This window comes from Solirubrobacter soli DSM 22325 (assembly GCF_000423665.1).
Lineage (GTDB): Bacteria > Actinomycetota > Thermoleophilia > Solirubrobacterales > Solirubrobacteraceae > Solirubrobacter > Solirubrobacter soli.
Map to the genome: position 1 here is coordinate 53096 of NZ_AUIK01000037.1, position 14610 is coordinate 67705.

13 protein-coding genes are annotated in these 14610 nt (G+C 71.9%); 11 read left to right on the plus strand and 2 right to left on the minus strand.

Going from position 1 to position 14610, the window contains the following annotated elements; all coding sequences use genetic code 11:
- The first annotated feature begins 91 nt into the window (after positions 1–91).
- Positions 92–1924, plus strand: a complete 1833-nt coding sequence (locus tag G569_RS59055) for a 3-keto-disaccharide hydrolase (protein WP_028065827.1) — start codon at positions 92–94, stop codon at positions 1922–1924.
- Here G569_RS59055 and G569_RS59060 read toward each other — a convergent pair.
- Positions 1899–3626: an exonuclease domain-containing protein gene (locus tag G569_RS59060; RefSeq protein ID WP_053227055.1), complete on the minus strand. Its 1728-nt coding sequence runs from the start codon at positions 3624–3626 to the stop codon at positions 1899–1901. The two genes, G569_RS59055 and G569_RS59060, sit on opposite strands and share 26 nt — an antisense overlap.
- A 77-nt stretch (positions 3627–3703) precedes the next feature.
- Between G569_RS59060 and G569_RS0127560 the strand changes: the two genes are divergently transcribed.
- Entirely contained in the window at positions 3704–4117 is a 414-nt protein-coding gene (locus tag G569_RS0127560; protein WP_157592352.1) for a cupredoxin domain-containing protein, read from the plus strand.
- Positions 4118–4436: 319 nt separating this feature from the next.
- Here G569_RS0127560 and G569_RS0127565 read toward each other — a convergent pair whose 3' ends face one another.
- Entirely contained in the window at positions 4437–5360 is a 924-nt protein-coding gene (locus G569_RS0127565) for a S1C family serine protease (RefSeq protein WP_028065829.1), read from the minus strand.
- A gap of 64 nt (positions 5361–5424) precedes the next feature.
- On the opposite strand from G569_RS0127565, the gene G569_RS52010 reads away from it, so the two are divergent.
- From G569_RS52010 to G569_RS0127615, 9 genes are all read left to right on the plus strand, one after another.
- Positions 5425–5877, plus strand: coding sequence for a MarR family winged helix-turn-helix transcriptional regulator (locus G569_RS52010; RefSeq protein WP_169542256.1), 453 nt, complete (start codon positions 5425–5427; stop codon positions 5875–5877).
- The gene (locus tag G569_RS52015) at positions 5870–7420 is read left to right on the plus strand and encodes an MFS transporter (protein ID WP_157592353.1); all 1551 of its coding nucleotides are present in this window, start codon (positions 5870–5872) and stop codon (positions 7418–7420) included. The genes G569_RS52010 and G569_RS52015 overlap by 8 nt, the downstream gene beginning before the upstream one ends.
- 3 nt (positions 7421–7423) lie before the next feature.
- Positions 7424–8353, plus strand: a complete 930-nt coding sequence (locus tag G569_RS0127585) for a magnesium transporter CorA family protein (RefSeq protein ID WP_053227058.1) — start codon at positions 7424–7426, stop codon at positions 8351–8353.
- A 19-nt stretch (positions 8354–8372) separates the two neighbouring features.
- A complete protein-coding gene (gene ccrA / locus G569_RS0127590; RefSeq protein ID WP_028065832.1) occupies positions 8373–9620 on the plus strand; it encodes a crotonyl-CoA carboxylase/reductase in 1248 nt (415 codons plus the stop codon).
- Positions 9621–9953 carry a hypothetical protein gene (locus G569_RS52020; protein ID WP_028065833.1) on the plus strand — a complete coding sequence of 111 codons (333 nt, stop codon included), beginning with the start codon at positions 9621–9623 and terminating at the stop codon, positions 9951–9953. It begins immediately after the preceding gene.
- A gap of 2 nt (positions 9954–9955) precedes the next feature.
- A complete protein-coding gene (locus tag G569_RS0127600) occupies positions 9956–11917 on the plus strand; it encodes an ethylmalonyl-CoA mutase (RefSeq protein WP_037499607.1) in 1962 nt (653 codons plus the stop codon).
- Between the two features lie 21 nt (positions 11918–11938).
- A complete protein-coding gene (locus tag G569_RS52025) occupies positions 11939–13024 on the plus strand; it encodes an ArgK/MeaB family GTPase (RefSeq protein WP_245602565.1) in 1086 nt (361 codons plus the stop codon).
- A gap of 99 nt (positions 13025–13123) precedes the next feature.
- On the plus strand, positions 13124–14287 hold the full coding sequence (locus G569_RS0127610; protein WP_157592354.1) for a M48 family metalloprotease: 1164 nt from the start codon (positions 13124–13126) through the stop codon (positions 14285–14287).
- Positions 14288–14379: 92 nt separating this feature from the next.
- Positions 14380–14610 (plus strand): leucine zipper domain-containing protein (locus G569_RS0127615; RefSeq protein ID WP_157592355.1); only part of this gene is annotated, 231 nt, incomplete at its 3' end.

Sequence of the window (14610 nt, forward strand, 5' to 3'; positions counted from 1 at the left end):
CTGTGGGGGTGACGCAAGTCACCCCCATATCAGTCTAATCTCCCGCTCATCTGTCCAGGAGGAGGGGAGAACTATGCGCAGGTCGCTCGCAATGGCCCTGGTCGCACTCGCGGCGGCTCCGGCCGCCGCGCAGGCGCAGTACACGGCGCCGCCGCCCGACCCGGGTTTCACGTACATCTTCGACGGATCCCCCACGGGGTCCGACGCGTCGTTCGACAAGTGGGCGTTCGCGGCCGGCACCGCCGCCCAGTCGCGCCCGGCCAGCCAGAGTGGGCAGGGCCAGGCGACGCTCGACACCGTCGAGGGCTCGTTCCTCGTCGGCGCCTCGCCCTTCGGCGCCTACTGGTACCCGGTGAAGGCGTTCGGGGACGCCGTGTTCCGGCTGCAGTACACGGTCCAGAACACGGAGATCGCGACCCGCAACGGCGGCGTCATGATCCGCACGCCTGAGGTCCGTTACACGGGGGCGAACACGGCCGCCGTGCTGGCGCAGAAGCCGACCGGCTTCAACTACGAGCTCTGCCCGGGCGCGCTGCTGGCGTGCGCGCGTGACACGCCCGGCGCGTCGGTGTCGTACACGTGGACGGGCGCGAGCGGCCCGTACCCGCCGGCCGGCACGTACTCGGGCTCCTACTGCGCACGGTCCGGCACGGAGGACCTGACCAACCTCGCCGGGACCGGGACCCTGACCCACAACGCCAACGCCGACAACCACCAGCACTGGACGCAGGTCGCGTGCGGCCACGAGGTGCAGATCAACGAGACCCTGACGGGCACCGGCCCGCTCGGCGGCTCGGACCCGATCAAGACGGGCTCGATCTACAACTTCCGCAACCTCAACGCCCAGCAGTCGCGGACGTACGAGCGCCTGGTCAAGGGCGTGTGGCATGACATGGAGATCCGCACGATCGGCCAGCAGTACACGGTCCTGGTCGACGGCCGGATGATCAACCAGTTCGACAACTCGATCCCGAAGATCGCGTCGCGCAACGGCGACCCGTCGACCGTCGCGCGCCAGCTCGCCCGCGGCTATCTCGGCCTGCAGACCCACGGCGGCAACGACCGCATCTCCTACCGCGAGATCCAGGTCAAGGAGTTCGCCCCCGCCGACATCCCGGTCAACACGGTCGCGCCGACCGTGACCGGCACGGGCTTCGTCGGGCAGAACCTCACCTGCAACCAGGGCACGTGGACCGGGCCGACCGGCATCACGTACTCGCGCAAGTGGTACCGCTCGAACAAGGTCCCGGCGTCGCACCCGCACTTCCGGGCGCCGTCGCAGATCGACCTCGGCAGCTTCTCCACCGCGCCCGATCCGGCCGGTACGTACGGCAACCAGGAGCTGACCTGGCTCGACTCGTACCTGGTCGACGAGGACGGCAACAGCACCTACGCGCCGACGGTCGCGGACGTGGGCAAGGTCATCCACTGCGCGCTGGTCGCCGACGCGGGCGGCGCCACGGTGTGGAAGACCGCGATCGGGCCGGAGATCGTCGTGGCCGCCACGATGCCGGTCGGCGGCACCGTCCCGCCGACGATGAGCCTCACCCTCGGCGCCCCGGCGTCCTTCGGCGGCTTCACGCCCGGCGTCGCGCGTGACTACGACGACTCGACGACGGCCACGGTCGTCTCCTCCGCGGGCGACACGACGCTGAGCGTGTCCGACCGCGGCACCGCCTCGGTCGGCCACCTCGTCAACGGCACGTCCGCGTTGACGCTGCCGCTGCAGGCGCGGGCGGGCGGCGGGACCTTCGCCCCGGTCGGCGGCGCCGCGTCCCCGACCAACCTGGTGACGTTCACCACGCCGGTCTTCACCGAAGTCGTCCCGGTGGACTTCCGCCAGACGATCCCGGTCGGCGAACCGCTCCGGACGGGCACGTACAGCAAAACCTTGACGTTCACACTGTCGACAACACAGCCGTAGCGACCCCTTCGCGGGCGAGGAAGGCTCCGTGAGCCGCCTCGCCCGTCCGGGGGCCGAGCTCGAGTGACGGAGGCCGGTTGGCGGCGATCCACATGCCGACCAACCGCGCCTCCGCCACCGCGTCCGCAGGCAACCAGCCGCCGAGTTTGCCGGGCGCCGGCGCCGCCCGGAACGCCCGCGCCGACCGCGCGGCGAGGTCCGCGACGAGGTTGTCGTGCGGGGCGAGCGCGATCGCGCCGCCGCCGGCGCCCTCGCCGGGCGCGGCCACGGGGCCCCAATCGATCACTCTTCCCCCGGCGATCCAGATCGCGTCGAAGCGGCCGCGGGCCTCGGGGTGCGGGGCGAGCACGAGGCGGGCGCCCGTGTGGGTGTCGCGCAGGACGCCGCCGAGGCGGTCGAGCAGTGCCTCGAGTCGCACCTTGCGGCGTTGCAGCCAGGCCGCGCGCTCGTAGCGGCGCTCGGCGCTCGCCACCCGCGTCTGCTGGTCGACCCGCTCGAGCAGGGCGCGGCCGCCGTCGCGGCCGACGAACAGCTTCAGCGCCTGGTCGAGCCGCTCGCGGTAGACGTTCGGGTCCAGGTCGTGCAGGCACGGCGAGAGGCAGCGGCCCATCTGTCCGTAGGCGCTCGGGTGCTCGCGGCGCGGGAGCGTGCGGCCGCAGTGGCGCAGGCCGAAGAGCGAGTTGAGCTGCTCGACGAGCTCGGCCGCCGCGGCGCGACCCCGCACCGGGCCGACGCACACCGCGTGGCCGGCCGCGGGCTCGCGCGCGACCTCGAGGATCGGGAACGGGATGTCGAGGCGGCAGCGCAGGTAGACGTAGCCGTCGGGCTCCTGCTTGCCGCGGACGTTGCCCGGCGGGCGCAGCGCCTTGATCAGCCGGTCCTCGAGCAGCAGCGCGCCGAGCTCTGACTCGGTCACCTGGTGGTCGACGTGCTCGGCCTCCGCCGCCCACGTCGCACCGGTCGTGAAGTGCGAGCGCGCCCGCGTGCGCAGGTCGACCGACTTGCCGACGTAGAGCGGGCGGCCGTCGGCGTCGCGGAAGATGTAGACGCCCGGCTCGTGCGGCAGCGCGGCGAGGTGCGGCCGCTCCCCACGCGGGCGCTTGACCTTCGCCGGCCGCGTGCGCACCTTGCGCGGGCGGATCTGCGCGAGCGCGTCGGCGACCGTGATCGCGTTCATCGACAGCTTCGGGAACAGCGCGCAGAACACCCGCGCGCACGTCTTCGCGTCCGGCAGCGCGCGATGGACCTCGTCGACCTCGATCCCCAGCGCCGCGGCCAGCGTCGACAACCCGCGCCGGCGCTGCAGCGGCGCGAACCGCCGCGCCAGCGCGACCGTGCAGATCACCGGCGGGTCCGGCCACTCGAGCGCCGCCCGCGCGAACGCCTGGCGCAGCACCCGCACGTCGAAGGCCGCGTTGTGGGCGACGAGCACCCGCCCGCGCAACAGCTTCGCCACGTTCGGCAGCACGTCCTCGGGCGCCGGCGCGGCGTCGACCATCGCCTGCGTGATCCCCGTGAACCGCTGGATGCCGCGCCCCAGCGGGTTGGCCACGCCCACCACCGAGGAGAACTCGTCGTGCAGCTCTCCCCCGCCCACCAGCACCGCACCCACCTCGGTCAGCTCGCAGCGATCGCCCGCGAGGCCGTTGGTCTCGGTGTCGAGCGCGATGAACTCGGCGGTGGCGAACGTCTGTTCGAGCATGGATCCGGCAGCATCGCGCGCGGGTCGGACGGTGCAACGGCGCTTGCGCGCGCGCCGTGCATTACCGTTCGTTCACCGTGCGCCGGCTCGTCCTGTTCGCCCTCCCGATCGCCCTCGTGGCCTGCGGCGGCAGCGAGCAGCGCGAGAACAACCTGCGCCCGCCGGTCCCGATCACGCTGACCGGCGCGATCCACTCCGATCGCATCCAGATCTCCCCCGCCACGGCCGGCGCCGGCACGATCACCCTGATCGTCTCCAACCAGTCCAAGTCGCCCCAGACCGTGACCTTCGAGACCGACGAGCTCGGCGGCACCAAGGGCGGCAGCACCGTCTCGAGCCCCGAGATCGCCCCGGGCTCGACCGGCCGCCTGACGATCACCACCCGCCCCGGGACCTACGCCGTCCACACCCAGGACGACGCGATCCGCGCCGCGCAGGTGAAGATCGGCCCGCCGAGGCGCTCGGCGCAGAACAAGCTGCTGCTGCCGTAGCCGCGCCCGGTGGCCCGGCCGGGTCGGTCGTGCCGCCGTCCGGCCGCGGCGCCCGGCCACGGTGACTCGCCGCGCCGTGCAGGGAGACTCGTCGCGGAGACCATGCGAGATCGGTTGTGATCACTTTCGGCGACTGCGGCGCTTCTCGACCGAAAGCGCGCTGTTCGAGCTGGCGCGTTACCGACGTGCGTTACGAAAGTTGCCTCAGGCGCGAGTCTCGTAACGCACGTCCCTCGGACCTTCCTCACGGCGATGGACGCGACGGACGAAGGCGAAGGACCCGCTAGCTCTCCTCGCCTTCCCCTCAGAGCTTGCCGTTCTACCCGGTCAATTCAACCGGGCGGATCAATACCTCCCGCGGCTCCGCTTCGCGCACCACCGACAAGACGACATCCACCCCGATGCGCTCCTCGCCCAAGAGCCGCTGGAGATCGTCGACGCCCCGCACCGGCGCGCCGTCGATCGCCACGACGAGATCCTCGGCGCGCAGGCCCGCGCGCGCGGCCGGGGAGTCGCCGACCACCTCGACGACCTCGACGGCGTTGTCGCGTCCCACGAGCGCGGCGATCCACGGCGGCAGGGGCCGCGCGCCGCCGGCGATGCCGATCCACGCGCGCCGCACGCGTCCGTCGCGCATCAGCGCGGAGACGATTCCCCGCGTGGTCGCGTTGACCGGGATCGCCAGCCCGAGCCCCACGCCCGCGACCGCGGTGTTGATCCCCACGACCTCGCCGGACCCGTTCACCAGCGCGCCGCCGGAGTTCCCCGGGTTCAAGGCGGCGTCGGTCTGGATGACGTCGTCGATCATGCGCGTGGCGGTGCGGTCGCGGGCGGGCAGGGAGCGGCCCAGAGCCGACACGACACCCGCGGTCACCGAGCCCGCGTAGCCGTGCGGGTTGCCGATCGCGACCACGAGTTGGCCGACGCGCAGCCGGGCCGCGTCCCCCAGCTCGGCCGCGGGAGCGGCGGCGGAGTCCAGCCGCAACAGCCCGAGGTCCGACAACGGATCGATGCCGACGACCGACGCCTGCACGTCGGAGCCGTCGGTGAAGGAGGCGCGGACGCGGCGGCCGTTGCCGATCACGTGGGCGTTGGTGAGCATGAACCCGTCCGGCGTGATGACGACGCCCGATCCCGTGCCCCGCCGCGCCACGCGCAGGTTCGCCACGGACGGCCCGAGCTTCTCGGCCACCGAGACGACGACGCGCGAATAGGCGTCAAGAGCTTCAATATCGGTAGTCACTTACCCCATGTTAGTGCGGTTCGCCACACCGCCGCACCTGGACAGGTGGCTTATAGTTGCATGCGTGCAAGCAAAGGTTGCGTCCACGACGGAGTTGACCGAGGCGTTGGCCGCCGTGTGGAGGCACCTGAACAAGCGCTCGTCGACCGAGCTGTTCCGGGTCGTCGACGAGCTGGGTTCGTCGTTCTCGCAGGTGAAGATGCTGTTCCTGCTCGAGGACGGCGGCGAGCACTCCGTCAAGGAGATCGCCGCCCACCTCGGCCTGTCCCTCCCCGCCGCCTCCCGGGCGGTGGACGGGCTCGTCGAGCGTGGTTTCGTCACCCGCCGCGAATCCGAGGAGGATCGCCGGTCGCGCATCATCGCGCTGTCGGACTACGGCCGCGAGGTCGTGGACCGGCTCACGCGCGCGCGTCTCGCGACCCTCGACACGTTCGTGGCCGAGATCACGCCCGAGGAGCAGAACGCCCTTCTCATCGCGTTGCTCCCCATCGTCGAAAGGATCAAGTCCAGTGACTGATCGACTCCGACTCTCCGAAGAGAACCGCCGCTGGTGGACGCTCGCGGCCATGTGCTTCGCGCTGTTCATGGTGATGCTCGACAACACGGTCGTCAACGTCGCGCTGCCATCGATCCAGCGCAGCTTCGACGCCTCGTTGTCGAGCCTCGAGTGGACGATCAACGCGTACTCGCTCGCCTTCGCCGTCTTCCTGGTCACCGGCGGCCGGCTCGGCGACATCTTCGGCCGCCGGAAGGTGTTCCTGATCGGCGTGGTCGTCTTCGCGGCGGCGTCGGCGACCATCGGCTTCGCCCCGTCCGAGGGCTGGCTGGTGGCATCGCGGGCCGTCCAGGGCCTCGGCGCCGCGCTGATGATGCCCGGCACGCTGTCGATCATCACCAACACGTTCCCGCCCGCCGAGCGCGGCCGCGCGATCGGCACCTGGGCCGGCGTGTCCGCCATCGCCCTGGCGCTCGGCCCGCTGCTCGGCGGCTGGCTGACCGAGGACGTCAGCTGGCGCGCGATCTTCTTCATCAACCTTCCGGTCGCCGCCGTCGCGGTCGCCGTGACCCTGTTCGCGACGCACGAGTCGCGCGACGAGACCGCGACCCGCGAGGTGGACATCCCCGGCATCGCCGCGCTGACGGTCGGCCTGACCGCGCTCGTCCTGGCCCTCGTCCAGGCCAACTCCTGGGGCTGGGGCTCCCCGCGGATCATCGGGCTGTTCGCCGTCGCCGCCGTCGGGCTGACGTCCTTCGTGTTGCTCGAGCGCCGCTCGCACGCCCCGATCGTCGACTTCGAGTTCTTCCGCTCGCGCAGCTTCGTCGGCGCGAACGTCGTCGCGTTCGCGATCAGCTTCGGCATGTTCGCGGTGTTCTTCTTCCTCGCGCTCTACATGCAGAACATCCTCGGCTACTCGCCGCTGCAGACGGGCGTGCGCTTCCTGCCGAGCACGCTGGTGATCATGGTCGCGGGCCCGCTCGCCGGCCGCCTGGCGGACCGCGTCGGCCCGAGGACGCCGCTCGTGATCGGCCTCAGCCTGGTCACGATCAGCCTCGCGTGGCAGTCGCGCATCCAGGTCGACACGAGCTTCGGGTTCCTGGTCGTCCCGTTCATCCTGCTCGGCCTCGGGATGGGCTTCACGATGTCGCCGATGAGCACGGCGGCGATGAACGCCGTCGACCGCACCAAAGCGGGCGTGGCGTCGGGCACGCTGAGCATGACCCGGATGGTCGGCGGGACGTTCGGCGTCGCCGCGCTCGGCGCGCTCGTGGCCAGCGTCGGCCGCCACGATCTGGCGCAGTCGCTCCCGAACGTCCCGGAGGCGACCCGCGAGAAGCTCGTCGACGCGCTCGGCTCCGGCGCTGACACCACCGGTGTCTCGGCGGCCGTCCGCACCGCCTCCGAGCACGCCTTCGTCGACGCGCTCGGCGCCGGTCTCACGATCGCCGCGATCGCCACCGCGCTCGCCGCGCTCGCGGCCTGGTTGCTGGTCGACCCGCGCAGGCCCGCGCACGAGGAGGCCCCGGCGGCGACGCCCGAGGCTGAGGCTGCCATGGTCTAGCGCGTGCACGTCCTGACGACGGTCGACCCCGAGTTGATCGCGCATCTGCGCGAGGAGCACCACTTCTTCTGGATCGACCTCGTCGGGCCGGACGCCGACACCGTCCACCGGCTGGGGGCCGCGCTGGACCTGCACCCCGTCGCGCTCGAGGACACGCTCGAGATGGGCCAGCGGCCGAAGATCGAGCCCTATGTGGGCCACGTCCTGGTCGTCTTCTACACCGCCCGGGTCCCGGCGCAGCCGCTCGAGGTCCACCTCTACATCTCGGGCGACTACATCGCCACCGTCCACCGCGACCCGTGCGACGCGCTCGTGAACCTCCACGCCGAGCTCGCCGAGGAGCCCACGCACGACGAGGAGATGCTGATCTACCGCGTCCTCGACGGGCTGACCGACGCCCACTACCCCGTGATCGCCGAGCTCGAGACCCGCATCGACGCGCTCGAGGTCGAGATCCTCACCCGGCCGCGGCGCGAGCACCTGACCCAGAGCTACCGGCTCAAGCAGGACGTGCGCGAGCTGCACCGCCTGACCGCCGCCGAGCACGAGCAGTTCAAGACCGCGCACGAGGTGATCCTCGACCTCGAGGGCCTGACGAAGGGCACGCGGCCCTACCTGCGCGACATCGGCGACCACCTCGCCCAGATCGCGGGCGAGTACCAGCGCCAGATCGAGGACCTGCTCGCGCTCACGCAGACCTACTTCAACGCGAACTCCGACCGCCTCAACGCGGTCGCGACGCGGATCACGATCGGCGGCACGATCTTCGTCCTCCACACGGTCGTGACCGGGTTCTTCGGCCAGAACTTCGGCTGGCTCGTGAACAACATCGACACCAAGCACGACTTCCTGCTCTTCGGCGTCAGCTCGCTGGTGGTGCCGACTGTGGTCTTGCTCACACTCTTCTGGGTCAAACGCGACGACTGGTTCTGAGAGCCCGTAGGGTTTGTCCATGTCCGTCGATACCAGCCAGATCGCCCAGCTCGACGTCGAGCCCGGCGAGCTCCCCGAGACGATGGCCGCATGGGTCATCCGCGCCGAGCGCGAGGGCGAGCCGACCGAGGCCTTCCAGCTGGAGGAGATGGCGGTACCCACGCCGGGGGCGTTCGAGGTGATCGTGCGCGTGATGGCCGCGGGCGTGAACTTCAACAACGTGTGGGCGGCGCTGGGCAAGCCGATCTCGGTCTTCCGCTACCACCAGGAGGACCACCACATCGGCGGCTCGGACGCGTCCGGGATCGTCTGGGCGGTCGGCGAGGGCGTCACCCGCTGGAAGCCCGGCGACGAGGTCGTCGTGCACTGCAACCAGGCCTCCTACGAGGACCCGGAGGTGCACGGGCTCGACCCGATGGCGGCCCCGTCGCAGCAGATCTGGGGCTACGAGACCACGTGGGGCTCGTTCGCGCAGTTCTGCAAGGTGCAGGCCCAGCAGCTGCTGCCCAAGCCGAAGGCGCTCGCGTGGGAGGAGGCGGCCAGCTACGGCCTGACGTTCTTCACCGCCTACCGGATGCTCGTCGACCAGGCGCGCCTGCAGGAAGGCCACCGCGTGCTCGTCTGGGGCGGCGCGGGCGGCCTGGGCGTGTTCGCGATCCAGCTCTGCAAGCTCGCCGGCGCGGACGCGATCGGCGTCGTCTCCAGCACCGAGAAGGGCGAGCTGGTCAAGGCGCTCGGCGCCGTCGACTACATCGACCGCAACGAGTTCGCGGGGATGATGCGGCGCGGCGACGAGGACTTCGACGCCGAGAAGGCGCGCTTCAAGGAGTCGCGGCGCTTCGGCGCCGCGGTCGCGGAGAAGCTGGGCGGCGAGCCCGACATCGTCTTCGAGCACGTCGGGCGCGCCACGTTCCCCACCTCGGTGCTGGTGGTCAAGCCGTTCGGGACCGTCGTGATCTGCGGCGCGACCTCCGGCCACACGCTCGATTTCGACGTCCGCTACCTCTGGATGCGCCAGAAGCGGATCATCGGCTCGCACTTCGCCAACGCCTGGGAATGCCACCGCGCGAACGAGCTGATCGAGGCGGGGAAGGTCCGTCCCGTACTCTGGAGGACGCTGGGCTTCGAGCAGGTCGCCGAAGCCCATCAGCTCATGTATGAGAACAAGCACCTCGGCAAGATCGCGATCCTCGTGGGCGCGGAGGCCGAGGGTCTGGGGAAGACAGCGGACGGCCCGGGCGCGATCCGGGCGGAGGTGGGAGCGTAGATGGCAGCCGGAGTAGCGCAGATCCCGTGGTACGCGACCCTTTTCCGGGGCGACAAGCTCGCCGCGGCATTGGAGGAGATCGCCCCCGTCGCCACGCGGTATGGCGCCACGGAGTACAGGATCTATCGCAATCGCGATGACATGTACAAGTTCACGCACCTGATCTCGTTCAACGAGAAGTCCGAGTTCGAGGCGTACTGGTACGGCCCGGAGTTCAACAAGTGGCGGGCGTCGTACTCGAGCTGGTACCAGGTGCCGATCCTCTACACGTGGAACGACCTGATCCTCGAGGGCGGGCTCGCGTACGAGGCCGCGGTCGCGAACGGGGACTAGTTCTGAGCCATCGTCTGCCCGAGCGCGACCGGCCGTGGATGATCCGCACCTACGCGGGTCACTCCACCGCGGCCAAGTCGAACGAGCTGTACCGGCGCAACCTGGCCAAGGGCCAGACGGGGCTCTCCGTAGCGTTCGACCTGCCGACGCAGACCGGCTACGACGCGGATGACGAGCTCGCTCGCGGCGAGGTGGGCAAGGTGGGCGTGCCGGTCGCCCACCGCGGTGACATGGCCGCGTTGATGGACGGCATCCCGCTCGGCGAGATGAACACGTCGATGACGATCAACGCGACCGCGGCGTGGCTGCTGGCGCTCTACATCGTCGCGGCCGAGGAGCAGGGCGTCGACGCGGCCGTGCTGTCGGGCACGACCCAGAACGACATCATCAAGGAGTACCTCTCGCGCGGGACCTACGCGTTCCCGCCCGAGCCGTCGATGCGGCTGATCGCGGACATGGTCGCCTACACGGTCGAGCACGTCCCGCGCTGGAACCCGGTCAACATCTGCTCCTACCACCTGCAGGAGGCGGGCGCGACGCCCGTGCAGGAGATCGCGTTCTCGATGGCGACCGCGATCGCCGTTCTGGACGCGGTGCGTTCGCGGGTGTCCGAGGACCGCATGGAGGCCGTCTTCGGGCGGATCTCGTTCTTCGTCAACGCCGGCGTGCGGTTCATCGAGGAGCACGCGAAGCTGCGCGCGATGACCGTGCTGTGGGAGGAGATCGGCCGGGAGCGCTACGGGGTCACCGATTCGCGCGCGCTGCGGTTCCGGTACGGCGTGCAGGTGAACTCGCTCGGGCTGACCGAGTCCCAGCCGGAGAACAACGTCCAGCGGATCGTCGTGGAGGCGCTGGCGGTGACGCTGGGGCGAGGCGCGCGGGCGCGGGCCGTGCAGTTGCCGGCGTGGAACGAGGCGTTGGGTCTCCCGCGGCCGTGGGACCAGCAGTGGTCGCTGCGGATCCAGCAGGTGCTGGCGTACGAGACCGACGTCCTGGAGTACCCCGACATCTTCGAGGGCTCGGTCGTGATGGACGGGCTCGTGGGCGAGTTGCTCGACGGCGCCCGCGCGGAGATGGAGCGGGTGTCCGAGCGCGGCGGGGCGGTCGAAGCCGTCCCGTACATGAAGGCGGCGCTCGTCGAGTCCCACCGCGAGCGGATCGCGCGGATCGAGTCCGGCGCCCAGGTCCTGGTCGGTGTCAACCGGTTCACCGAGACCGAGCCGTCGCCGTTGACGGGCGCCGAGGACGGCGGGATCCTCGTCGTCGATCCGGGTGTCGAGGCCGAGGCGCGCTCGGCGGTGGCATCGTGGCGCTCGTCTCGCGGGGACGTGAGCGGCGTCCTGGCCGAGCTCCGGCGGGTTGCCGCGTCCGACGAGAACATCATGGACGCGACGCTGGCCGCCGCCCGCGCCGGCGTGACGACAGGCGAGTGGGCCGGCGCGCTGCGCGACGTCTTCGGCTCCTATCGCGCGCCGACCGGCGTGGGAGAGGCGGCCTCGCCCGCCGCCGACGAGGCGCTCCGCGACGAGGTCGCGCGCGTGAGCGAGGCTTTGGGGCGGACGCTGAAGATCCTCGTCGGCAAGCCCGGGTTGGACGGGCACTCCAACGGCGCCGAGCAGATCGCCGTCCGCGCCCGCGACGCCGGGATGGACGTCGTCTACGAGGGCATCCGGCTGACCCCGGCGCAGATCGCGCGGTCGGCCGTCGACGAGGGCGTGCACGTGATCGGCCTCTCGATCCTCAGCGGATCGCACCGTGAGCTGATCCCCTCCGTGATCGAGGCGCTCGACGGCGCCGACATCCCGGTCGTCGTCGGCGGCATCATCCCCGACGCCGACGTCCCCGCCTTGAAGGCCGCGGGCGTCGCGGCGGTCTACACGCCGAAGGACTTCGAGCTCGACCGCATCATGCACGACATCGTCGCCCTGGTCGCCGAACGCAACGGCGTATCGGCGGCGGCGTAGCCGGCCGCGGAGCGGGCGCGGGTGGGCGGCGACGACGCTGCACGGACCGGCGCGGCGCGGGTGGGCGGCGACGACGCGGCACGGGCCGGCGCGGCGCGGGTGGGCGGCGACGACGCGGCGCGGGCCGGCGCGGCGCGGGTGGGCGGCGACGACGCGGCACGGGCCGGCGCGGGCGCGGCGCTCGGCGCGCGGCTCGCGGCGGGCGACCGCGGCGCGGCGCCGGCGGCGCTCAACCTGCTCGAGACGCGGACGGCCCGCGCGGAGGCGGCGGCGCTCGTCTCCGCCGCCGGCGACGGCGCGGGACACGTCGTCGGCGTCACCGGGCCGCCGGGGGTCGGGAAGTCGACGCTTCTGAGCGCATTGCTGCGCGAGTGGCGGGGGCGCGGGCGCAGCGTCGCGGTGCTCGCCGTCGACCCGTCGTCGAAGCGCAGCGGCGGCTCGCTGCTCGGCGACCGGGCGCGGATCGAGCACGATCCCGCCGACCGCGACGTGTTCATCCGCTCGATGGCGGCGGGCGAGCGGCTCGGCGGCCTCGCCCCCGCGACCCGCGCCGCGGCCCAGGCGCTCGCCAACGCGTTCGACGTCGTCGTGATCGAGACCGTCGGCGTCGGCCAGTCCGAGACCGACGTGGCCGAGGCGGCGGACACCATCGCGGTCATCGTCCAGCCCGGCTCGGGCGACGCCCTGCAGTTCCTCAAGGCCGGGATCATGGAGGTCCCGGACGTCCTCGTCGTCACGAAAGCCGACCTCGGCGCGGTCGCCCACCGGGCCGAGCACGACCTGCGCGCCGCGCTCGGCGCCTTGGGCGCGCGCACGACCCCGCTCGTCAGCGTCTCCTCGCTGCGGCCGACGAGTGGCATCGACACCCTCGCCGACGCCCTCGACGCCCACCGCGCCGGCCTCGACCTCGCCGCCACCCGCACCCGCATCCGCCGCCTCGGCGCGCTCGCCGACTTCCTCCACGAGCACGGCGAGCGCGGCCTGCGCGCCCTCGGCGGCCGCCGCGCCGCGACCCGTTGGCTCGCCGAACAGCCACCCGAGCTCCCGGAGCCCGAGCTCCTCCGCCGCCTCGAGGCCAACCTAAAGGGGCCTGACCCCTTTAACTAAGGTTGCCGCATGGAGTGCCCCGAGTGCGGCGCGCGGGTTCCTGTCGTGACGGGATATCCCAACTGGTGCGAGTGCGGGTGGAACCTCGAGCGGCCGCCTGTGGCACGGCGTCCCGGGGGGCGGTTCGCCCGGTTCGCGGCGCACCTCGGGCGCAGTTCCGGAGAGCGGATGGCGGCGCGGTTGCGGGACGCGCAGGAGCTGCGGGCCGGGAGGACGCCCGCGAAGGTGCTGGCGTACGCGGTGGCCGCGGGCGTGCACGTGTTCACGCTCGCGCTCTTCGTGGGTGGGATCGCCGCAGTGGTGACCGAGTTCCCGGAGCCGTTCTCGATCTTGTTCGGGCTCGCGATGGTGTGCGCGGCGGGCCTCATGCGCCCGCGGGTGCCGGGGATGCCCGACGGCGAGCTGCTCGACCCCGCCGCGGCGCCCACGTTGCACGCGCTGGCGGGCAAGGTCGCGAGCGCGCTCGACCGGCCGCCGCCGTCGGCGATCGTGGCCGATGCGCGCTGGAACGCGTCGTTGGCGGTCGTCGGCTGGCGGCGGCGGCGCGTGCTGGTGGTCGGGGTGCCGCTGCTCGCGGCGCTCGGGCCGGACGAGCGGGTGGCGATGCTCGCCCACGAGGTCGGGCACGACCGCAACGGCGATGCCACACGCGGGCTGTTCGTCGGCTCCGCGGTTGACGGGCTCGACGCGCTCGCCGCGGCGCTGCGCCCGCCGCGCCGGGCGGCGGCGTTCGAAGAGCTCGGCGCCGTCGAGTGGCTCGCGGGCGCGCTGACCTGGGTGCTCACCCGGCCGGTCGACGCCGTGCTCTGGCTCGAGGCGCGCCTGCTGCTGCGCGACATGCAGCGCGCGGAGTACCTCGCCGACGCGGCGGCGGCGCGGGTCGGCGGCAGCGCCGCGGCGATCGCGCTGCACGAGCGGGTGCTCCTCCACCCCACCTTCCAGCACGCCGTCCAGCAGGCGGCGATCGAGAACGACGCGCGCGGGACGCTGAGCCGCGTACGCGCCGCGCTCGACGCGGTGCCGGCGCGCGAGCGGGATCGCCGGCGGCGCGTCGCGCGGCTCAAGCACGCGCGGCTCGAGGACAGCCACCCGCCGACGGGAATGCGGATCGCGCTCCTGGAGGACCGCGCTCCGCACCCGCCGATGGTCACGCTGACGCTCTTCGAGTCAGAGCGGATCGACGCCGAGCTCGCGCCGCTGGAGGCAGCGATCGGCCGCGCGCTCGTGGACCGCTACCGCGCCGCGCTGCACGGGCATCGCTAGTGCCCTAGCTGTAGTTCCTGAGGAGGTTGTTCATCCGGGCCTCCTTGGAGGCTGGTGGTTCTCGAGGCCGCCAGATCCAAGGAGGACACCGGATGAAGTTGCACGCTAACGCGGCGTTGTCATTGAGACAGCGCGAGCGGATGGTGTCGCGTGTGATCGAGCATGGGTGGTCGCTGGCGAAGGCCGCCGAGGCGGCCGAAGTCAGCGAGCGCACGTGCTCGAAGTGGGTCTCGCGCTACCGCGCCGAAGGCAAGCCGGGGCTGTTGGATCGCTCTTCAGCGCCTCATCGCGTCGCCAACCGGACTGACGAGCTGGCGATCCAG